At 66.3% G+C, this 18657-nt stretch carries 26 protein-coding genes; 4 read left to right on the forward strand and 22 right to left on the reverse strand.

Annotated elements, in window-relative coordinates:
* Positions 1-84: 84 nt before the first annotated feature.
* From ACFVV0_RS01215 to ACFVV0_RS01275, 13 genes are all read right to left on the reverse strand, one after another.
* Positions 85-372, reverse strand: a complete 288-nt coding sequence (locus ACFVV0_RS01215) for an HU family DNA-binding protein (protein ID WP_387057248.1) — start codon at positions 370-372, stop codon at positions 85-87.
* Positions 373-607: 235 nt separating this feature from the next.
* Positions 608-913, reverse strand: coding sequence for a 30S ribosomal protein S14 (gene rpsN, locus ACFVV0_RS01220; protein ID WP_387057250.1), 306 nt, complete (start codon positions 911-913; stop codon positions 608-610).
* A 4-nt stretch (positions 914-917) separates the two neighbouring features.
* Positions 918-1085 (reverse strand): 50S ribosomal protein L33, encoded by a 168-nt coding sequence (rpmG, locus tag ACFVV0_RS01225; RefSeq protein WP_085367414.1) that lies wholly within the window; start codon positions 1083-1085, stop codon positions 918-920.
* On the reverse strand, positions 1085-1321 hold the full coding sequence (gene rpmB, locus ACFVV0_RS01230; RefSeq protein WP_055857759.1) for a 50S ribosomal protein L28: 237 nt from the start codon (positions 1319-1321) through the stop codon (positions 1085-1087). The genes rpmG and rpmB overlap by 1 nt, the downstream gene beginning before the upstream one ends.
* A gap of 168 nt (positions 1322-1489) precedes the next feature.
* Entirely contained in the window at positions 1490-1882 is a 393-nt protein-coding gene (locus ACFVV0_RS01235) for a Fur family transcriptional regulator (RefSeq protein WP_387057253.1), read from the reverse strand.
* A gap of 9 nt (positions 1883-1891) precedes the next feature.
* Positions 1892-2797 (reverse strand): metal ABC transporter permease, encoded by a 906-nt coding sequence (locus ACFVV0_RS01240; protein WP_387057255.1) that lies wholly within the window; start codon positions 2795-2797, stop codon positions 1892-1894.
* Entirely contained in the window at positions 2794-3660 is an 867-nt protein-coding gene (locus ACFVV0_RS01245; protein ID WP_387057257.1) for a metal ABC transporter ATP-binding protein, read from the reverse strand. Before ACFVV0_RS01245 ends, ACFVV0_RS01240 begins: the two co-directional genes overlap by 4 nt.
* Positions 3657-4574, reverse strand: coding sequence for a metal ABC transporter solute-binding protein, Zn/Mn family (locus tag ACFVV0_RS01250; RefSeq protein WP_387057259.1), 918 nt, complete (start codon positions 4572-4574; stop codon positions 3657-3659). Before ACFVV0_RS01250 ends, ACFVV0_RS01245 begins: the two co-directional genes overlap by 4 nt.
* A 98-nt stretch (positions 4575-4672) precedes the next feature.
* A complete protein-coding gene (locus tag ACFVV0_RS01255) occupies positions 4673-5095 on the reverse strand; it encodes a GNAT family N-acetyltransferase (RefSeq protein WP_387057261.1) in 423 nt (140 codons plus the stop codon).
* Complete coding sequence (locus ACFVV0_RS01260; protein WP_387057263.1) at positions 5095-6516, reverse strand: dihydrolipoamide acetyltransferase family protein; 1422 nt, start codon at positions 6514-6516, stop codon at positions 5095-5097. The genes ACFVV0_RS01255 and ACFVV0_RS01260 overlap by 1 nt, the downstream gene beginning before the upstream one ends.
* Positions 6517-6545: 29 nt before the next feature.
* Complete coding sequence (locus ACFVV0_RS01265; protein WP_387059410.1) at positions 6546-7511, reverse strand: alpha-ketoacid dehydrogenase subunit beta; 966 nt, start codon at positions 7509-7511, stop codon at positions 6546-6548.
* Between the two features lie 428 nt (positions 7512-7939).
* Positions 7940-9076, reverse strand: a complete 1137-nt coding sequence (locus ACFVV0_RS01270; protein ID WP_387057265.1) for a thiamine pyrophosphate-dependent dehydrogenase E1 component subunit alpha — start codon at positions 9074-9076, stop codon at positions 7940-7942.
* 4 nt (positions 9077-9080) lie between these two features.
* On the reverse strand, positions 9081-10190 hold the full coding sequence (locus tag ACFVV0_RS01275) for a histidinol-phosphate transaminase (RefSeq protein ID WP_387057267.1): 1110 nt from the start codon (positions 10188-10190) through the stop codon (positions 9081-9083).
* A gap of 87 nt (positions 10191-10277) precedes the next feature.
* On the opposite strand from ACFVV0_RS01275, the gene ACFVV0_RS01280 reads away from it, so the two are divergent.
* Both ACFVV0_RS01280 and purB read left to right on the forward strand, forming a co-directional pair.
* Positions 10278-10667: a phage holin family protein gene (locus ACFVV0_RS01280; RefSeq protein ID WP_387059413.1), complete on the forward strand. Its 390-nt coding sequence runs from the start codon at positions 10278-10280 to the stop codon at positions 10665-10667.
* Between the two features lie 67 nt (positions 10668-10734).
* Positions 10735-12114 carry an adenylosuccinate lyase gene (gene purB, locus ACFVV0_RS01285; protein WP_387057269.1) on the forward strand — a complete coding sequence of 460 codons (1380 nt, stop codon included), beginning with the start codon at positions 10735-10737 and terminating at the stop codon, positions 12112-12114.
* A gap of 31 nt (positions 12115-12145) precedes the next feature.
* Here the strand turns inward: purB and ACFVV0_RS01290 are convergent, their stop codons facing one another.
* The gene (locus ACFVV0_RS01290) at positions 12146-12457 is read right to left on the reverse strand and encodes a hypothetical protein (protein ID WP_387057271.1); all 312 of its coding nucleotides are present in this window, start codon (positions 12455-12457) and stop codon (positions 12146-12148) included.
* Positions 12454-13074 carry an HdeD family acid-resistance protein gene (locus ACFVV0_RS01295; RefSeq protein ID WP_387057273.1) on the reverse strand — a complete coding sequence of 207 codons (621 nt, stop codon included), beginning with the start codon at positions 13072-13074 and terminating at the stop codon, positions 12454-12456. The genes ACFVV0_RS01290 and ACFVV0_RS01295 overlap by 4 nt, the downstream gene beginning before the upstream one ends.
* 106 nt (positions 13075-13180) lie before the next feature.
* On the opposite strand from ACFVV0_RS01295, the gene ACFVV0_RS01300 reads away from it, so the two are divergent.
* On the forward strand, positions 13181-13888 hold the full coding sequence (locus ACFVV0_RS01300; RefSeq protein ID WP_387057275.1) for a Pr6Pr family membrane protein: 708 nt from the start codon (positions 13181-13183) through the stop codon (positions 13886-13888).
* A 1-nt stretch (position 13889) separates the two neighbouring features.
* Here the strand turns inward: ACFVV0_RS01300 and ACFVV0_RS01305 are convergent, their stop codons facing one another.
* The 4 genes from ACFVV0_RS01305 to ACFVV0_RS01320 form a co-directional block, all read right to left on the reverse strand.
* The gene (locus ACFVV0_RS01305; RefSeq protein WP_387057277.1) at positions 13890-14408 is read right to left on the reverse strand and encodes a hypothetical protein; all 519 of its coding nucleotides are present in this window, start codon (positions 14406-14408) and stop codon (positions 13890-13892) included.
* 94 nt (positions 14409-14502) lie between these two features.
* Positions 14503-14724: a GNAT family N-acetyltransferase gene (locus ACFVV0_RS01310; RefSeq protein ID WP_387059416.1), complete on the reverse strand. Its 222-nt coding sequence runs from the start codon at positions 14722-14724 to the stop codon at positions 14503-14505.
* Positions 14725-14807: 83 nt separating this feature from the next.
* Positions 14808-15089 carry a winged helix-turn-helix transcriptional regulator gene (locus ACFVV0_RS01315; RefSeq protein WP_387057279.1) on the reverse strand — a complete coding sequence of 94 codons (282 nt, stop codon included), beginning with the start codon at positions 15087-15089 and terminating at the stop codon, positions 14808-14810.
* Positions 15086-15490, reverse strand: a complete 405-nt coding sequence (locus ACFVV0_RS01320) for a VOC family protein (RefSeq protein WP_387057281.1) — start codon at positions 15488-15490, stop codon at positions 15086-15088. Before ACFVV0_RS01320 ends, ACFVV0_RS01315 begins: the two co-directional genes overlap by 4 nt.
* Before the next feature lie 213 nt (positions 15491-15703).
* On the opposite strand from ACFVV0_RS01320, the gene ACFVV0_RS01325 reads away from it, so the two are divergent.
* Positions 15704-16228 carry a hypothetical protein gene (locus ACFVV0_RS01325; RefSeq protein ID WP_387057283.1) on the forward strand — a complete coding sequence of 175 codons (525 nt, stop codon included), beginning with the start codon at positions 15704-15706 and terminating at the stop codon, positions 16226-16228.
* 329 nt (positions 16229-16557) lie between these two features.
* On the opposite strand, the gene ACFVV0_RS01330 is transcribed toward ACFVV0_RS01325, so the two are convergent.
* The 3 genes from ACFVV0_RS01330 to ACFVV0_RS01340 all read right to left on the reverse strand — a co-directional run bounded on the left by ACFVV0_RS01330 (position 16558) and on the right by ACFVV0_RS01340 (position 18635).
* Positions 16558-16755: a hypothetical protein gene (locus ACFVV0_RS01330; protein ID WP_387057285.1), complete on the reverse strand. Its 198-nt coding sequence runs from the start codon at positions 16753-16755 to the stop codon at positions 16558-16560.
* 577 nt (positions 16756-17332) lie between these two features.
* A complete protein-coding gene (locus ACFVV0_RS01335) occupies positions 17333-17827 on the reverse strand; it encodes a uracil-DNA glycosylase (RefSeq protein ID WP_387057287.1) in 495 nt (164 codons plus the stop codon).
* 40 nt (positions 17828-17867) lie between these two features.
* Complete coding sequence (locus ACFVV0_RS01340) at positions 17868-18635, reverse strand: hypothetical protein (RefSeq protein WP_387057289.1); 768 nt, start codon at positions 18633-18635, stop codon at positions 17868-17870.
* Positions 18636-18657: the final 22 nt, after the last annotated feature.

Consider the following 18657-nt stretch of genomic DNA (forward strand, 5'->3'; position numbering starts at 1 on the left):
AGCGGCAGGCGGCGGGGACGACGAAGGGGACACCGCAGTGCGGCGTCCCCTTCGCGAAGCTGTCCCCCAGGTGGAGGAGTGCGACTACTTGACGGCAGCCTTGAGCTTCGAGCCGGCGGTCAGCTTGACGCGGTGGCCGGCCGGGATGTTGATCTCGGCGCCGGTCTGCGGGTTGCGGCCGGTGCGGGCGGCGGTCTCGGTGCGCTCGGCGGCGAGCCAGCCCGGGATGGTGACCTTGCCACCGTTGGCGACGGTCTCCGCGACAGTGGCGAAGAAGGTGTCGAGCACGCCACTGACGGCAGCCTGGCTCTGACCCGTCGACGCGGCGATAGCGGAAACGAGCTCGGTCTTGTTCAGCGACTTGTCAGCCATTGAGTGTCCTCCTCGGACCTATTGCTGGTTCTCCAGCTTTTCTTGATGGAACGGTTGAGGCCACGCGGGCCGTAACGTTTGGTCGACTTGACCGCCTCGAATGTATCAGAAACCCGCGGAAACACGCGGATTCCGGGCCCAATTCACGATTTACCCAGGCTCATTCCGGCCCGGGAACGCGAAGAGGGCATCCGGCCGAAGCCGAATGCCCTCTCGTGAGCGCGTCGTGCGGTGCTTACCAGCTGGACTTGGTGATACCGGGCAGCTCGCCACGGTGCGCCATGTCGCGGAAGCGCACGCGCGAGATGCCGAACTTGCTGAGGTTTCCGCGCGGGCGGCCGTCGACGGCGTCGCGGTTGCGAACGCGGATCGGCGAAGCGTCGCGGGGGAGCTTCTGCAGGCCCTGACGGGCCGCTTCACGCGACTCGTCGGTACCGTTCGGGTCGATCAGAGCCTTCTTGAGCTCGAGACGCCGCGTGGCGTAGCGCTCAACGATTACCTTGCGCTGCTCGTTCTTGGCGATCTTGGACTTCTTTGCCATGTGTCTAGCGCTCCTCTCGGAAGTCGACGTGCTTGCGCACTACGGGGTCGTACTTCTTGAGCACGAGACGGTCGGGGTTGTTGCGACGGTTCTTCTTGGTCACGTAGGTGTAACCGGTTCCCGCCGTCGAACGAAGCTTGATGATCGGACGTACGTCCTGCTGCTTTGCCATTAGATCTTCTCCCCACGGGCCAGGAGGTCCTTGACCACGGACTCGATGCCACGAGCGTCGATGACCTTGATGCCCTTGGCACTCAGGGTCAGGGTCACGTTACGGCGAAGCGACGGAACGAAGTACGTCTTCTTCTGGATGTTCGGGTCGAAACGACGCTTGGTGCGTCGGTGCGAGTGCGAAATGTTGTGCCCGAAGCCGGGAACGGCTCCAGTCACCTGGCACACTGCTGCCATTGTTTTCTCCAATACCGCGGAGCCGAATGCTCCGCCCAAGGTCACTTGTCGGCACGCTCAACACCGTCGATCCGGAGAGTTCGGGGGTTTGCGTACGATCTGAATGGGAGAGGCCCACTCAGCCAAACATCAATACTACGTGACGCATGGGCTCTCGGCCAAATGCGCTCAGTTGGAGGCCAGCCTCGAACAGTTCTCGCAGAGGCCAAAGACATCGACGACGTGCTGCGCCTGCGTGAAGCCGTGCGAGGCGGCGGCGGCCTGCGCCCACTGCTCCACCGCATCCGCCTCGATCTCGACGGTGAGGCCGCAGTTGCGGCAGATGAGGTGATGGTGGTGGCCGGTGGTGCACGCCCGGTAGAGACTCTCGCCGTCCGGGGACTGGAGCGAGTCGGCATCACCCTCGGACGCGAGGTCTGCGAGGGCACGATAGACCGTGGCGAGACCGATGGGGGACCCCGTCTCGTGCAGCGACATGTGCAGCCCCTGCGCGCTGATGAAGCCCTCCGTCGAGGTCAGAGCCTCGCGGACGGCTTCTCGCTGCCAGGTGTTGCGTTTCACGGCTCTAGGCTAACCCGCCTGGCTCACGAGTCGCCGTGAGCCGCTGCCCGCGCTGCGGCGGGCTCCGCGGCGGGCTCCGACGATCCGGCACACCACGTAGATGACGAACGAGATCGTTGTGACGTACGGGCTGATCGGCAGGGATCCGCCGAGTGCGAGCATGATGCCGCCGACGACCGAGACCAGAGCGAACCCCACACTCAGCAATGGCACGGCCAGGGGTGAGGACGAGATCCGCATCGCCGCCGCCGCCGGGGTGACGAGCAGGGAGAGCACGAGCAGCGCGCCGACGATCTGCACGGACACCGCCACGGCGAGCCCGAGCAGCACCATGAAGGCGATCGAGACGAAGCGCACGGGCACTCCGCGGGATGCCGCGACGTCCGCATCCAGGCTGTCGAACGTCAACGGGCGCCAGATCACCAGCAGCCCGATCACGACGATGGCGCCGATGACGATGAGCGAGCCGAGCTGGGGGTCGTCGACCGAGACGATCTGGCCGGTGAGCAGACCGAACTTGTTGGCGCTCCGCCCGGGATACAGCGCAAGGAAGAGGATGCCCAGGCCGAGCCCGAACGGCATCAGCACGGCGATGATCGAGTTGCGGTCGCGCGCTTTCGCACCGAGCACCCCGATGAGGATGGCCGCGATCAGAGAGCCAGCGAGCGATCCGAGGACCACGTTCGCACCCAGCAGCAGGGCTGCAGCCGCGCCGGCGAACGAGAGCTCGCTGATCCCGTGCACGGCGAACGCCATGTCGCGCTGCATGACGAACACGCCGATGAGGCCACCGACGATGCCCAGTACCGCACCGGCGAAGATCGAGTTCTTCACCAGTGCGAGCAGCTCACCGTAGTTGGCGAAGTCGAACAGCTGCGACCAGAGGTCGGGGGAGCCGGCGAGGTGGGCGATCACTGTGCGGGCTCCGGATGCTCGTGACGGTCGTGCTCGTGGTGGTCGTGCGTCTCCGCATCCGGGATTCCCACCACGACGATGCGCCCCCGGCTGCGGATCACATCGACGGGCGTCCCGTAGAGGTCGGTGAGCACGTCGCTGCGCAGAACCTCGTCGGGCGTCCCCTCGCGGAAACGACCGCCGGCCAGGTAGAGCACCTTGTCGACCATCCCGAGAACCGGGTTGACGTCGTGGGTGACGAACACGACGGCACTGCCGTGGTCACGCCGGCGCCGGTCGATCAGTTCGCTCACACCGCGCTGGTGCTGCAGGTCGAGCGAGAGGAGGGATTCGTCGCAGAGGAGCAGCGCGGGGTCTCCGGCGAGCGCCTGGCCGACTCGCAGCCTCTGCTGCTCACCACCTGACAGGCTTCCGACGGGATCGTTCGCGTAGCGCCGGGCGCCGACCGCGTCGATGAGACTCTCGACCTGGTCCCTGTCGGAGCGTGTCGTGATCGGCAGTCCCCAGCGATGCCCGTTGACGCCCAGTGCGACCAGGTCTCGTGCGCGCATCGGGGTTCCCGGTGCGATCAGCTTCTGCTGGGGGATGTACCCGATCCTCCGATCGCCGCGCCGCACCGGATGCCCGTCGAAGTCGATCTCGCCCGCGTCGAGCTGCTGCTGGCCGAGGATGGTCTTGAGCAGGCTGGTCTTGCCGGACCCGTTCGGCCCGAGCACGGCCACGAACTCACCGGCATGCACGTCGATGCTGAGCCCGCTCCACAGCGTGCGATCGCCGAACCCGAGGTCCGCATCCCGCAGGCGGAGCACGACCTCGCGCTCAGCCGGCGGCGGTACGAGGTCGAGCGGCTCGGTCTGCGTCATTCGGCCAGCCCCTTGGCCACGGCGTCGAGGTTGCTCGTCATCCAGCTGAGGTAGTCCTTGCCGCTCGGGAGGGTCTCGGTCACCGGCACGATCGCGACGCCGGCCTTCTTCGCGGCGGACAGCACCTTCTCGGTCTCCGGGCCGCTCGTCTGCTCATTGTAGGCGAGCAGTTTCACACTGCCGCCGGAGAAGAGGTCGAGCGTCTGCTGCAGCACGGCGGGGGACACATCCGTGCTCGCCTCGATGGCCGCGCTGAACGCTTCCGGCGTCTTGTTCTCGAGGCCGATCGCATCGAGCATGTACAGCGGCACGGGCTCCGTCACCGTCACTCCGGCGCCGGCGTACTGCTGCTTGAGCTGCGCCTCGCGGTTCTCCAGGCCGGTGAGCCCGGCCGTGAACGCGTCGCCGTTCTTCTTGAACTCCGCGGCCTGGGATGCGTCGGCCTTCGAGAGCACGTCGACCAGCTTGTCCGTGAGCTTCTGCACTGTCGGGAAGTCGTACCAGACGTGCTCGTTCAACTCGCCTCCGGCGGCCTTCTTGCCGGAGAGGTCGACGACATTGATCACCGTGGCCTTCTTGGTGCCGCCCGCGTTCAGCATCGTGTCCATGAAGTCGTCGTAGCCCCCGCCGTTCTCGATGATGACGTCGGCCTTCGACAGGGCCAGCTGGTTCTGGGCGCTGGCCTCGAAGGAGTGCGGGTCCTGGCTGGGGTTGTCCATGATCGAGGTCACCTTCACCGCGTCTCCGGCGATGGTGCGCGCGATGTCGCCGTAGACGTTGGTGCTGGCGACGACGGAGAGCTCGCCGTCGGAGGTGGCTCCTGAGGCGCCCGCCGAGCATCCGGTGAGGGCGAGTGCGGCGACCGCGGCAGCGGCGGGAACGGCGAGGAGCGAGACGAGGGAACGCGTCTTCATGCGGGGGAGACCTGTCTAAGTCGATGGGGGCGCCCGAGTGGGCACCGTTCGACTCTAGAGCTTATTGATAATGATTGTCAAAACCATCGCATCGCGGCTCAATCGAACCGCACGAACGCGCGCAGCGCCCCTCCGTGAGCCTCCCGGGTGTCCCCGTAGCCGAGCGACTCGTAGAACGCCTTCTGGCCGGGCTCATCGTCGGTGATCAGCACCTTCTGCCGCACATCCGGATACTCGTCGAGAATGGTCGTCACCAGCCGTCGGCCGAGCCCGATGCGCTGCTGTGCGGGCTCGACGAGCACATCCTGCAGGTACAGGATGCTCGCCCCGTCGGTGACGACGCGCGCCAGACCGACGAGCCGGCCGTCCTCCCTGGCGGTGGCGACCCGGCTCGACCCGGCGATCGCGCGCGCCAGCTTGTCCGCATCCTTCGTATACGCGCTCCACCCGACGGCGTTGTACAGCGCGAGCGCCTCGGTGCGGCCGACCGCGCCGGGATCTTCGAGAGCGATGTCGATCATCAGTCGAGCAGCAGCGCCGGCTCTTCGATGATGGAGGCCACGTCGGCGAGGAAGCGCGAAGCGACGTCGCCGTCGACCACGCGGTGGTCGAACGAGGCGCCGAGCGTCGTCACGAAGCGCGGGCGCACCTCGCCGTCGACCACCCAGGGCTTCTGCTTGATCGTGCCGAGGGCGACGATGCCGACCTCGCCGGGATTGAGGATGGGCGTGCCCGTGTCCATCCCGAAGACGCCGATGTTGGTGATCGTGATGGTCCCGCCCGCCATGTCGGCCGGGGGAGTCTTGCCGTCGCGGGCGGTGAGGGTGAGCTGTTCGAGCGCACCCGCCAGCTCGAGCAGCGACATGTCCTGCGCTTCCTTCACGTTCGGCACGATGAGCCCGCGAGGGGTCGCAGCGGCGATGCCGAGATTCACATAGTGGCGCACGATGATCTCCTCATCGGTCCACGACGAGTTGACCGTCGGGTTGCGGCGCACGGCCCAGATGATCGCCTTCGCCATGATGAGCAGCGGCGACACCTTCACCCCGGCGAAGTCGCCCGAGTTCTTGAGACGCTTGACGAACTCCATCGTGCGGGTGGCGTCCACGTCGACGAAGAGGCTGACGTGCGGGGCACTGAACGCGCTGGACGTCATCGCGTTGGCGATCGCCTTGCGCACACCCTTGACGGGGATGCGTTCTTCGCGGTCGTTCGGCCACTCCGGCGTCTGGATGTTGCGGAACACGCTGACCTGCGTGGCCTCCCGCAGGACGTCGTCGCGGGTGACGTCGCCGATCGGACCGGTCGGCGTGACCGCACTGAGGTCGACCCCGAGGTCTTTGGCGAGCTTGCGGATGGGCGGCTTGGCGATCACCGGAACGCTCGGCGTCAGGGTCACCTCCTGCCTCACCGTGAGTGGAACGGCGGGCGCAGCGGGCGCGACAGGAGCTACAGGAGCAGCCACGCCGACAGCGGCAGCGGCTGCGGCAGCGGGCACGACCGGGATCGCATTCGTCCCCGGGTGGGTCACCCGCCGGCGCCGGCTGCTTCCGTGCCCGGACGCGCCATACCCGACGAGCGGCGCGTTGGCCGGCTCGGCGGCCGCGGGCGCGTCCTCGTGCGACACGCTGGCTGCAGCATCGGCTGCCGCCTCCTGCACCTCGGTCACCGGTTCGGCGGCCGGAGCCACTCCCGCCCCGGAGGCGTTCGACACGGTGATGATCGCCGTGCCGACGTCGACGGTCTGCCCCTCCGACACGAGAAGCTCGCCGACGACGCCCTCGAACGGCGACGGCAGCTCGACGAGCGACTTCGCGGTCTCGATCTCGACGATCACCTGGTTGACCGTCACCGTGTCGCCCGGACCGACCTTCCAGGAGACGATCTCGGCCTCGGTGAGACCCTCGCCGACGTCGGGGAGGAGGAATTTCGAATCGCTCATGCTGCCACTTCTTTCAGTCCGCAGGTCGGTCAATAGGAGAGGCTGCGGTCCACGGCCTCGAGCACGCGGTCGGCGTCGGGGAGGTACATCGCCTCGACCTTGGAGGGCGGGTACGGAGTGTCGAACCCCGACACCCGGATGACCGGGGCCTCGAGCGAGTAGAAGGCACGCTCTGCGACCGTGGCAGCGATCTCCGACCCGACGCTCGCGTTGCCCTGTGCCTCTTGCACGACCACGAGCCTGCCCGTCTTGCGCACCGACTCGAGCACCGGCTCGAAGTCGATCGGCGAGATCGAGCGCAGGTCGATCACTTCGAGACTCTTGCCCTCCTCGGCCGCGAGGTCGGCGGCATGCAGAAGCGTCGAGACCATCGCGCCGTGGGCGACCACGGTCACATCGGTTCCGGCGCGCGCGATGCGGGCCGAATGCAGCGGCGAGACGTTCTCGGCGAGGTTGATCTCGCTCTTCACGAAGTACCGGCTCTTCGGCTCGAAGAACAACACGGGGTCGTCGGAGGCGATGGCCTCCTGGATCATCCAGTACGCGTCGTGCGAGTTGCTGGGACTGACCACGCGAAGTCCGGGAGTGTGAGCGAAGTAGGCCTCGGGGCTCTCCGAGTGATGCTCGATCGACCCGATGTGGCCGCCGTACGGCACCCGGATGACGATCGGCATCGTGATGGTGCCCTCGTGCCGGTTGCGCATCCGCGCGATCTGGGTCGTGATCTGGTCGAATCCGGGAAAGATGAACCCGTCGAACTGAATCTCGCACACCGGCCGGTAACCGCGCATCGCGAGACCGATGGCCGTTCCGAGGATGCCGGATTCGGCGAGCGGGGTGTCGAGCACCCGTTGGGGTCCGAACTCCGCATGCAGTCCCTCGGTCACGCGGTAGACGCCGCCGAGCGGGCCGATGTCCTCGCCCATGAGCAGCACCTTGGGATCGCGCGCGAGCGCGTCACGGAGCCCCCTGTTGACGGCCTTGCCGAGCGGCATCGAGACGATCGGGTTCGCGGGAGTCTGGGGCGCATCCGGGGCCGGGGATGCTGCGGCCGGTTCGGGCGCTGCCTCGCGCTCGATCACGGCGACAGCCTCACCCGCGTCGGCGGCCTCGACCTGGGCCTCTTCTCCAGCCTCTTCTTCCGCCTCCTCGTCGAACTCCGACTTGGGAGCGAACGAGGCGCCGGCATCGGCAGGATCGTCGTCGGCGAACGCGGTTGCGGGCGCATACGCGTGTTCGGTCTCCACGATGACGGCTTCTTCGACGACGGTCGACGCCTCCGACTGCTGGGTGCTGTTGATCTCGTTGACCTCGACCTCGGCCTCGACCGGCTCGTCGACGAGCTCAGCCTCGTGCACCTCGAGGTGCGCATCCGCGTCGCCGGTCCGGTCCACGATCACGGGAAAACGGTGGTTCAGGTCGCTCATGCGCGCTCCTCGTCGAAGGACGCTTCGTAGCGCTGCGCCCATTCCTTCTGCTCGGCAATCAGCGGATGCGGTTCTGCATAGACGTGGTCGAAGATCACGTCCAGAGGCGGAGGCGTGACCTCGAGCAGCCGGCGGCGAGCGTCGGCGGCCAGGTCGGCGGCCTCCTCATCGACCGAGACGAAGAACGAGTCCCCGACACCGAGATCGGCGAGGTAGGTGCGGTAGCGCGCGATCGGGTCGCGGGCGATCCACGATTGCAGCTCTTCCTCGGTGCGGTATTTGGTGGGGTCGTCCGCCGTCGTGTGGGCGCCGACACGGTAGGTCATGGCCTCGATGAGGGCAGGGCCCTCGCCGGCGCGCGCCTCGTCGAGCCATTTCGCCGTCACCGCGTAGCTCGCGAGAACGTCGTTCCCGTCGATGCGGGTGCCCGGGATACCGAACCCGCTTCCGCGCAGGTACAGCGGTGTGCGCGACTGACGCTCCACCGGCACGGAGATCGCCCACTGGTTGTTCTGCAGGAAGAAGACCTGGGGAGTGCGGTAGCTGGCGGCGAAGACGAGCGCTTCGCTCACGTCACCCTGCGAGGAGGCTCCGTCGCCGAAGTAGACGATGACCGCCTCGTCCTTGCTCGGATCGCCGGTGCCGGCCTTGCCGTCGAGCTGGATGCCCATGGCGTAGCCGGTGGCGTGCAGGCTCTGCGTTCCCAGTACGAGCGAGTAGAGGTGGAAGTTGCCGTTCTCCGCCGGGTTCCAGCCGCCGAGCGTCACTCCGCGCAGCATGCGCAGGATGTCCACCGGGTCGAGCCCGCGGATCATCCCGACGACGTGTTCGCGATAGGACGGGAAGATGTGGTCCTGCGGCCGCGCGGCATACGCGGAGCCGACCTGGGCCGCCTCCTGACCGTGGCTCGGCACCCAGAGCGCCAGCTGCCCCTGGCGCTGCAGGTTCGCGGACTCGTGGTCGAACGTGCGCACCACGACCATGTCGCGGTAGAACCGCCGATAGTCGCTCTCGGTGAGGCGTTCGAGGTAGGGGAGGTACTCAGCGGCGGGGTCGCTCGGCTGAAAACGGCCATCGGCCGTCAGGAGCTGAACGGTGTCGACCGGGCGCTGGTTATCGTTCGTTGCAGCCACCGTACTAACCTAACCGCTTGGCGGGGTGCCCATTTGGTAGGTTCCGCACAATATCCCCGGCCACATCAAGGAGTTTCTCCACAGACTCGGCCTCGCCGACACTGATCCGGATGCCCTCCGAATCGAACGCTCGCACGGTGAGCCCGGCGTCGAAGAAGGCATCGCTGATGGCAGCCGTGTGCTCGCCCGTAGCCAGCCAGACGAAGTTGCCCTGCGCCTCCGGAACGTTCCAGCCCTGCTCGAGCAACGCCGCGCGCAGTTCGTCGCGTCGCATCGCGATTCGGGCGACCCGCTCCATGAGCTCCTCCTCGGCGTCGATCGAGGCCAGAGCGGCAGCGCGGCCGACGTCGGTGACCGACAGGGGGATGGCCGCCGAGCGGCACGCGTCCAGCACCCCCTCCGCACCGACGGCGTAGCCGACGCGGAGAGCAGCGAGCCCGTACGCCTTGGAGAACGTGCGGAGCACCACGAGATTGGGATAGCGCCCGAGCAGGGGGATCCCGTCGACGGATGCCTCGTCGGTCACGAACTCGTAGTACGCCTCATCGAGCACGACGAGCAGCGTCGGCGGCACCGCGGCCATGAACGTCTCGAACCCGGCGGCGGTGACGATCGTCCCGGTCGGGTTGTTGGGCGTGCAGACGATGACCACGCGTGTGCGGTCGGTGACCGCGGCCGCCATCGCGTCCAGGTCGTGTGCGCCGTTCGGCAGGTTCGGCACCTGAACACTGGTCGCACCGGTGACCGTCACCAGACCCGGATACGCCTCGAACGAGCGCCAGGCGTACACGACCTCGTCCCCGGCGCCCGCGGCCGCCGAGAGGAGCTGCGCCAGCAGCGACACCGATCCGTGGCCCAGGTGCACCTGACCGGCAGAGACGCCGTGGCGTTCCGCCAGCTTCTCTCGGAGGTCGAGCCCCCCGGCGTTCGGGTAGCGGTTGAGGTCGCCGAGAACCGCGGACACCGCATCCACGACACCGGGGAGGGGCGGGAACGGGTTCTCGTTGCTCGACAGCTTGAAGCCGTCGGCCGGCGCGGGGCGCCCCTGCTTGTATGCAGCGACGGCCACGATCTCGGGACGGAGCTTCACGCCAGCGGCTTCGTTGGTACTCACAGACCAAACCTACCGGCGGCCACATGCTCGCGGGGGAATTCGTGCAACCCCTCGTCAGTGTCCGTGCCGCCTGACATCATGGGCAGCATGAGATTCCTCCTGCGGCTGATCATCAACGCCCTCGCGCTCTGGTTCACCACGCTGATCGTCTCTGGCGTCACCGTTCGACCGTATGCACCCGACGAACTGGCGACCATCCTCACCTACCTACTGGTTGCGCTGATCTTCGGTGTGGTCAACGCGATCATCGGCACGGTCATCCGGATCGTGGCTTTCCCGCTCTATGTGCTCACGCTCGGGCTGATCTCGTTCATCGTCAACGGACTGCTGCTGCTCCTCGTCGCGTGGATCAGCAGCCTCATGGGGTTCGGCCTCTTCATCGACGGCTTCTGGTGGGGTGTGCTGGGAGCGCTGGTGCTGAGCCTGATCGCCTGGCTGCTCGGCCTGATCCTGCGCCCCCTCACCCGCCGCTCATAGCGCGAGCGGCGAGGCGTTCGCCGAGGATGCGGAACAATAGAGGGGTATCCCACCCGCAAGGAGCCTCATGACCGCCCTGCCTCCCCAGCCGCTGAGCCCGCTCGACGGCCGTTACCGTTCCGCCGTGCTCGGTCTCGGCGACTACCTCTCGGAGGCGGGGCTCAACCGCGCACGCGTGCAGGTCGAAGTCGAGTGGCTGATCTACCTGACGAGTCACCGGATGTTCGGCTCGAGCCCCCTGACGCAGCAGCAGATCGACTCGCTGCGGGCTCTCGCGACCGGATTCGGGCAGCCGGAGATCGACCGGCTCGCCGAACTGGAGGCGACCACGAAGCACGACGTGAAAGCCGTGGAGTACCTCGTGCGCGAGCGGTTGCACACCCTCGGTCTCGACGAGATCGCCGAGCTCACGCATTTCGCCGCGACCAGCGAGGACATCAACAACCTCTCCTATGCTCTGACCGTCAGCGCGGCCGTCAACGAGGTGTGGCTGCCCAAGTTCCGCGCGGTCATCGCGGAGCTGCGCGACCAGGCCTTCGAGTACCGGGACGACGCGATGCTCGCCCGCACGCACGGCCAGCCCGCGACGCCCACCACGATGGGCAAAGAGCTGGCGGTCTTCGTGTACCGGCTGCAGCGCATCCGGAAGCAGATCGAGAGCACCGAGTACCTCGGCAAGTTCAGCGGCGCCACCGGCACCTTCGCGGCCCACCGGGTGGCGGATGCGGAGGCCGACTGGCCGCGCATCTCCCGCGAGTTCGTCACGGGCCTCGGCCTCGACTGGAATCCGCTCACCACGCAGATCGAGTCGCACGATTGGCAGGCCGAGCTCTACAACCGCATCTCCCACGCCAACCGCGTGCTGCACAACCTGGCCACCGACATCTGGACCTACATCTCGCTCGGATACTTCCGTCAGACGCCGGAGCCCGGGGCCACCGGCTCGTCGACCATGCCGCACAAGGTGAACCCGATCCGGTTCGAGAACGCCGAAGCGAACCTCGAACTGAGCTCCGCCGTGCTCGACTCGCTGGCAGCGACCCTCGTCACCAGCCGGCTGCAGCGCGACCTCACCGACTCGACCACGCAGCGCAACATCGGCGTGGGTCTCGGCCATTCACTGCTCGCGCTCGACAACATTCAGCGCGGCCTGGGCCAGATCGCTCTCGACCGCGCGCTGCTGCTGGCCGACCTCGACGCCAACTGGGAGATCCTCGGTGAGGCGATCCAGACCGTGATCCGCGCCGAGGTCACCGCCGGGCGGTCGACGATCACCGACCCGTACGCCCTGCTCAAGGAGCTCACGCGGGGCAAGCGGGTCGACCATGCCGCCCTCACCGAGTTCGTGAACGGCCTCGACATCGGCGAGGCGGCACGCCAGCGGCTCCTCGACCTGACCCCGCAGACCTACACCGGCGTGGCCAGCGACCTGCTCGAATACCTCTAGAGCGGCGGACGGCCCGGGCGGCTCGCTGGAATCAGTGGCCGGATGACGAGGGGCGGTCGCCCCTGTTCTGCTCCTCGATGTCATGCACCTCGGCGGCGTTCGGCTTGAACGCCATCGCGAAGAGCGCCATGAAAACGAGCGACACGATGAACGCGATCCCGAGCGCGATGCCGGCGAAGAGGAACTCCCGGGTCGCGATGAGCACGATGAGACCGACGAAGACGCCGAGGGCTCCCGAGATGCCGAGCAGCTCGGCGGGAAGGAAGCGGTCGCGCCGGGTCGGCTGAGCGCCGGAGGTCGCGCCGGCGGTCGTTCCCGGCTTGTTCTTGTCGCGCTTGCTCACGATCCGCTCCCGACGTTGTGCTCAGCGGTCGCCCCTCGGGCCGATGCCCTCAGCGAGGCGCCCCCGATCGCCTGGAACACGCCGACGATGACCGCCCAGGCGCCGAACAGTCCGATCGCGAGGATCGCATCCGACGGGATGAGCAGGAAGGTGAGCGCGAGAACCGCGGTCAGCGCCCCCGTGACGATCCAATCGCGGGCCGCGCCGTCTTTGGTGCGCGAGCGCAGACCGCTGTACAACTCCAGGAAGCCAGTGAGAGCCGCCCACACGCTGACGACGAAGAGATAGAGGCCCAGGCCGCTGCCCGACAGGGCGAGCGCGAGAACGCCGGCCAGCACGCCGATCGCCCCCTGCACCAGGAAGAGCTTGCGGGTGAGACGGTCGGCCAGGGTCCGCAGGCTCGACAGGACGAGAACCGCGCCCTCGAGCACGGCGAAGACGCCGAAGACGATGAGCCCGAACTGGGCGGTGTGCGCGTCGCGCGTGAAGGTGATCACGGCGGCCGCGATCAGGGCGATCACGGCCCGAACGACCGGGACGACCCAGTACCGGGCGGACTTCGGGGCGGGAACAGCGGGTGCCACGTCGGCGACCTCTCTCAGAACAGGGATTCGCATACAGTTTAGTCGCGCCCTTGCTGCGCGTTTGCCGCGTGAGAGCGGCGCCGATCAGTAGGCTCGGCCTGTCAGTCGTCAGCGCACCACGACCAGTGAGGAAGTTCCGATGCGCACCGGATTCGGCATCGCGCGCCTCGTCTTCGCCGCCCTGGGCATCGCGGCGATCGTCACCCAGTTCGCGAGCAGTGCGTCGGCGATCGCGAGCAAGGGCGGGAGCGTCGGCGCCTTTGTTGTCAACTTCTTCAGCTTCTTCACCATCGACTCGAATGTGCTCGCCGCCGTCGTGCTCCTGATCGGTGCCTTTTTCGCATTCGCACGCAAGGACGCCGATCCGAACTGGTACACCGTGCTGCGCGCGGTCGCGACCACCTACATGGCGACGACGGGAATCGTCTACAACCTCCTGTTGCGCAACATCGCCTTGCCGCAGGGGCAGACCGTGCAGTGGTCGAACGAGGTTCTGCACGTCGTCATCCCGCTCTACCTCGTGCTCGACTGGTTCTTCGCACCGGGCCGGGCGCCGTTGCGGAACAAGGCACTCTGGTGGATCGTCGGATTCCCGATCGTCTGGGCCGTCTACACGCTCATCCGCGGTCCGTTCGCCGGCGACCCGGTCACGGGTGTGATGCCCTGGTACCCGTATCCGTTCCTCAACCCGGCCACCTCACGCAACGGCTACCTCTCGGTGTCGTTCTACGTGATCCTCATCGCCGTGGTGATCCTCGTCGTCGGTTTCGGCGTGGTCTGGATCTCACGCCGCTGGCCGGGCTCCCGGGATGCGCGGGTCCCGCATCCGGAACTCACGACCGACTGAGCTACGCCGACGCCCCCGCGGGTTCGGCCTTCCGCTGATCGTCCGCGTTGGACCAGAAGATCACTGCTGCGACCGCGGCGATGACGAGGAGAAACGCGCCGGTCGGCGTGATCGTGTCGGCGACGTGGTTCTGCGTGGCCAGCGACGAGCCGAAGCCCGCGATCAGCCCTGTGCCCGCCACCGCCGCGAACGCGAGCGTAAACGCTCGGGCCACGCTTGACAGCAGGAGCCCGCGGATCACGAGGGCTCCGACCGAGATGGCCCACGTCGCGATCAGCATCGTCGCCAACGCGGCATCGAATCCGTCGTGCAGCAGCACACCCGGAGCGAGGTAGAGCGGGACCGTCGTGAGAAGCAGGGCGACGCCCAGCCCCGAGAAGAGGAGGTGACGGGTGCGATCGGGCCGAACGGCCCGAATCGACGGCACCAGTGCCGGCCAGGTGAGGGCGACGGTGAACGCCACGATCGCGAGCGCCGTGGCGCCGACACCCTGGAGGAGGTTGAGGAGTGTGACGTTCATGATCCCATTCGACACCGTCTGCCGCTGCGATGAATCCCGCGAAAGAGTGAATGGCGTCATCCAGAAGAATGACTGCTCAGCTGTGCGCTCCCCGTCAACTACAGCGGAGGGATCGGCTACTGGACGGTCTGTCGACTACCGCGCGCACGAGAGGCAGGCCGAGGCCCTGCCCGCGATGGTCGCGGTCGAGGTAGACATCGCAGAACCACGCGAAGGTCGCCTGATCGGTCACCACCCGGGCATACGCACACAGATCTCCGGCCTCATCGTATACGCCGAAGTTCAGGTGTGGGTCGCGCCGAGCGAGCTGCGCCAGGTGCCGGCTGAACGCAGAGGTCTCGGACGGTTAGTGGAGACTGCTGGCGAGAAGACGCGACGATTCGACGATCTCGGGCGCACCTAGGATTCCTCGGCGCCCCAGCGTCCGAGCGCGATGATAGTCGCGCGCAGGGCGAGCCCGCGATCGGTCAGCGCGTAGGCCCGGGTGTTGTGCCGGAGGGGCAGCCGGTGCAGGACTCCAGCCGCTTCGAGCTCGCGCAAGCGGGTTGCGAGCATGTTCGTCCCCATTCCGAGGTCCCGCTGCAGATCCCCGTATCGCTGCGGCCCGTCGAGCAGCCGCTCCACGATGAGCAGGGCCCATCGTGCTCCGACGATGTCGAGGGCTGCGGCGAGGTCGCTCACGCGATCGGATCGGTGTCCGGCTTCATCCAGAACGGCGAGTAGTGGTAGCCGTCAGGGTCATCGAACTGGCGCTGGTACATGAAGGGGTAGTCATCGATGTCACCGACACGTCCGCCGGCAGCGGCGGCGCGCTCGACGAGTTCATCGACCGCCTCGCGGCTGCCGAGGTCGAACGAGACCGTCACCTTCGAAGGGGTGTCGGGCCCACCGACCAGCTCCTCGGTGGCGCCGACGCTCGCGTACATCTCGCGGCTGCCGAGCATGACGTATTGCTCGGGCGCGATCGCGAAGCAGGACACGTTCTGATCTGACATCTCGGCGTTGAGAGTCCAGCCGAGGGCGGTATAGAAGGTGGTCGCGCGCTCGACACTCTCGACCGGGCAGGTGATGAATAGGCTCATGCAGCCAACACTTCCAAAATGGAAGTGCCGTGTCAAGACCAGGCCACACCCCTGGTTAGGTATCCAGCATCTTGAAGTTGGACCCGACGCCTTGTGCATTGTCCGTAGCGTGCCTCCTTGCTGGCACGACCTAACGCCGCACGCTCCCAAGGGTTCGTCGACCACGACCTCGTTGAGACGGAGACCATCGGTGATCCTGGCTAGCCTTGACACGTGAAGCCCACCGAGGCAAACGAGATGACGCCCCTTCGTCTTCAGGTCGGAGGCCTGACCCGCGCCGAGCTCCGAGCGGCGCTCCGCTCACGCGGCGTCCTCCTCAACGCATACGCCGACACACTTCTCGATCACGCGGTCTTCGACCTACGAGACCGAGAGGAGATCAGCATCGTAGAGTGCGCGGTGGGCGATCTGCATCTGACGACCAGCGCGACTCTCCCAGAGGTGTTCTCAGCGGCACAGTCCCAAGGGTTTGAGCTGGCCCCGCCCGACACCGGCCCCTACTTACGGCTCGCGATGGCTTCCCAGGCGAGCGCTCCGGATTCTGTGCTGTCGGCCGGCAAGTCACCCGCGGGCGCTCTCAAGGTCGCATCGGCGCCGCTGACTGACGACACGAGTTTCCCTACAGGGTTCTATCTGCGGGTCGTTGACGGAGAACAGTGGCTGCGCGGTTTCCGCTGCGACGACGAGTACCGATTCGCGCCCGACGACAGGTTTGCGTTTTTGTTGCCCGGCCGCTGAGCGGTATCACGTTGCAGCCACCATCGAGCGCCGGCGACGTCACGCGCAGCCGACGGCTTCAACCCGTCAGATCGGTCGCAGTGCCTCGCTAGACGGACAAACTATGTGGCGGAAGGACAACCTATGCCGACGGTCGACAGCCTCGATGTGAACGATCGCGCAATGTGTCGCCGCGGGGCCTGAAGTTGTGCGCCATGCCGAATAAGTTGTCGCTGTAGTTGTCCAGACAACTTGTCGCTCCGACGATCTTAAGCGCGATCGGGTCGATGTCGCGCGAGTCTTGGTGGACTGCGGCCATCTAGAGCGATTACAAACACATCGTTGGGTCGCTACGTCTTCGCGTTGACGCGCTCCCGGAGGATCTCGACGATGTTGTCCCGGTACCGAGCCTTGACGCGGTGCCGGACACCCTTCTTCATCTCACCCAGGAGTTTCGCGATTTCCACGGCGTGACGGAAGGTGCCTCCGGCGGCGAAGTAGGCGCGAAGCCAGGGCTGGATCGTTGCCGATCGATCTCGTCTAGCCACGATGGACATTTCGTTCAATCAGATTGGCGACACTCTTGGCGGGACCCATTTGGTGACGGCAGAGCACGATAGGGAGGACTTCTGCGCCGCGCTTGAAGCGCAGGACCCTCCCTGCGGGTGAAGGACCGTCATCTCGCGGAGTGCGCACTCGCTCGTTCTGCCTGGAGGGAAGTGCACGCGTCATCGCTCACTCGAGCAGCGAGCTAGCGATGGTCCAAGCGTCCTCTAGCGGGCGATGAAGCTCTGAGGTAACGGCGCAAGAGCGAGCTTTCGAGCGATCTAGGCCGAGTATTTTCTGTCGAAGGACCACATCTGGAACCGGAGCCACAATCCGCGCAGAGAGAAGCCTCGTGGTTGGACCGTTTTGTCTCAGGAAGCGGCCATAGTGTGACCGAGTTGAACAAGGCCGCCAGAACCGGCGGCTTCCCCAACGGCCTAATGCGCCTAGCGGCTACCCCCTGATGAGTTCCCCAACGCGGAGGAACGTCGCCTCCTGGTGGACCACTCGCCGTGCGCGCTCGTCGCGACCAGGAGTGAACAGCGCCTGACGGCCCGGGGTGGATCGTTGCCAGCACGCTCACACCACGAGCTTCAATCGGTGTCTGTAGCCGGCGTGCCACCTTCTTCCATCCGGTCCGGCGTCGCGCCCCTGCAACATAACAACCCGGAGGTCAGGTAGCAGCTCGAGCAGCTCGATGATGACCTCTGCTCCCGCATCCAGCTCAGACGCGGTGGGTTGTCGGTTGAAGTACCAGGGGTAAGCGTTCCATGGGAGCACCTGCCGCGGCGTGATCCTGGCGGACTCGAACAAGAGCATCTGCCGCTCGGCAGTCGGGTCGTCGTTTTCGATCGCGAGGAATCCGCTACCCAACCCGTCCTGCGTCGCCGGGCCCGGATCCCGAAGAATCGAGAGCACGCGGGCATCAACTCCCGCATGCAGCGGCGCGACGTACGGCGCCCATCCGCGGCCGTCGCGATCCCGTACCGAGTCGACAAACCGGTTGATGGGAGCAATGTGCGGAGCTGTGTGCGCAGTCGCGTGCTGCTCGGCGCGGAAGGTCGGGTCCGCCATACGTCGGGGCATGCCACGACCGTAACGGAGGGAGCCGACGTCAAGTCTCCCGCTTCTCGCTCCATGCACGGTCGAAGATGCCTTGCCACGGAAATGGGATCACCGGCTCGAAGGGCTCACGGTTACCGCGAGTGAGCAGGAGTTCGTATTTCAGAAAGAGCTCATTCAGGACATCGAGAGCTTCGTGTAGATCTCTGAATGTCGGGATCGTCGCCTTCGGCTCGGCTTGAGCATGCGCGATGTGATGGTTTACGTACAACCGCAGTGGATCAGCTGCCTCGACTAGACGTCGCTGGTCAGCGAGCACAACGTCTGGGTCGATGTGCCCCAATTTCTTGGGATCGGCTCGCCGGGTGAATGCGTGATCAAAGTTCTTGCCCCAATCCTCGTAAATGTCGCTGAGGTACCACTCGCGAGTGAGCCCATCTGGGTGTTCCGCGATCTGTTTCAGCAGGATGAACAACGAGGCGGCGTCGGAGGACCTGTCGGCCATTTTTCGAACACCGAGTGCCATGGTCGTCGCGTACAACTCCGAAATCCACTCCACGAAGTAGGGCTGTTCCTGGATTGCCGCGCTGTCGTCGACGAGATCGTTCACGGTTCGCCAGGTCATTCGGTACCGAGCCAGGACCATGACCTCGTTGGTAATGCGTTCCAACATCTTCAGCCACACGGCTGGGGGTCCCGGCTTGTGAGGTGTGACCCTTCCCGGCACCCACTCTGGGTCAGGATCCGGCGTGGGATGGGTCATCCGTGCTCCGATCGTTGTCGATTCATCGCCGCTTGCCACCACCGGGATTGCCGCCATCGAGTTTCTGGCTGCGTTCGTT

This window comes from Leifsonia sp. NPDC058230 (assembly GCF_042882245.1).
Classification (GTDB): Bacteria; Actinomycetota; Actinomycetes; order Actinomycetales; family Microbacteriaceae; genus Leifsonia.

Excerpts from the sequence above, each read along its gene's own strand:
- rpmB (WP_055857759.1), bottom strand. The coding sequence starts at position 1,321 with ATGGCAGCAGTGTGCCAGGTGACTGGAGCCGTTCCCGGCTTCGGGCAC.
- ACFVV0_RS01260 (WP_387057263.1), bottom strand. The coding sequence starts at position 6,516 with ATGAGCGATTCGAAATTCCTCCTCCCCGACGTCGGCGAGGGTCTCACC.
- ACFVV0_RS01320 (WP_387057281.1), bottom strand. The coding sequence starts at position 15,490 with ATGAGCCTATTCATCACCTGCCCGGTCGAGAGTGTCGAGCGCGCGACC.
- purB (WP_387057269.1), top strand. The coding sequence starts at position 10,735 with ATGACCGCCCTGCCTCCCCAGCCGCTGAGCCCGCTCGACGGCCGTTAC.
- ACFVV0_RS01300 (WP_387057275.1), top strand. The coding sequence starts at position 13,181 with ATGCGCACCGGATTCGGCATCGCGCGCCTCGTCTTCGCCGCCCTGGGC.
- ACFVV0_RS01265 (WP_387059410.1), bottom strand. The coding sequence starts at position 7,511 with ATGCCGCTCGGCAAGGCCGTCAACAGGGGGCTCCGTGACGCGCTCGCG.
- ACFVV0_RS01255 (WP_387057261.1), bottom strand. The coding sequence starts at position 5,095 with ATGATCGACATCGCTCTCGAAGATCCCGGCGCGGTCGGCCGCACCGAG.
- ACFVV0_RS01305 (WP_387057277.1), bottom strand. The coding sequence starts at position 14,408 with ATGAACGTCACACTCCTCAACCTCCTCCAGGGTGTCGGCGCCACGGCG.
- ACFVV0_RS01245 (WP_387057257.1), bottom strand. The coding sequence starts at position 3,660 with ATGACGCAGACCGAGCCGCTCGACCTCGTACCGCCGCCGGCTGAGCGC.
- ACFVV0_RS01340 (WP_387057289.1), bottom strand. The coding sequence starts at position 18,635 with ATGGCGGCAATCCCGGTGGTGGCAAGCGGCGATGAATCGACAACGATC.
- ACFVV0_RS01335 (WP_387057287.1), bottom strand. The coding sequence starts at position 17,827 with ATGGCGGACCCGACCTTCCGCGCCGAGCAGCACGCGACTGCGCACACA.
- ACFVV0_RS01280 (WP_387059413.1), top strand. The coding sequence starts at position 10,278 with ATGAGATTCCTCCTGCGGCTGATCATCAACGCCCTCGCGCTCTGGTTC.
- ACFVV0_RS01250 (WP_387057259.1), bottom strand. The coding sequence starts at position 4,574 with ATGAAGACGCGTTCCCTCGTCTCGCTCCTCGCCGTTCCCGCCGCTGCC.
- rpsN (WP_387057250.1), bottom strand. The coding sequence starts at position 913 with ATGGCAAAGAAGTCCAAGATCGCCAAGAACGAGCAGCGCAAGGTAATC.
- ACFVV0_RS01295 (WP_387057273.1), bottom strand. The coding sequence starts at position 13,074 with ATGCGAATCCCTGTTCTGAGAGAGGTCGCCGACGTGGCACCCGCTGTT.
- rpmG (WP_085367414.1), bottom strand. The coding sequence starts at position 1,085 with ATGGCAAAGCAGCAGGACGTACGTCCGATCATCAAGCTTCGTTCGACG.
- ACFVV0_RS01215 (WP_387057248.1), bottom strand. The coding sequence starts at position 372 with ATGGCTGACAAGTCGCTGAACAAGACCGAGCTCGTTTCCGCTATCGCC.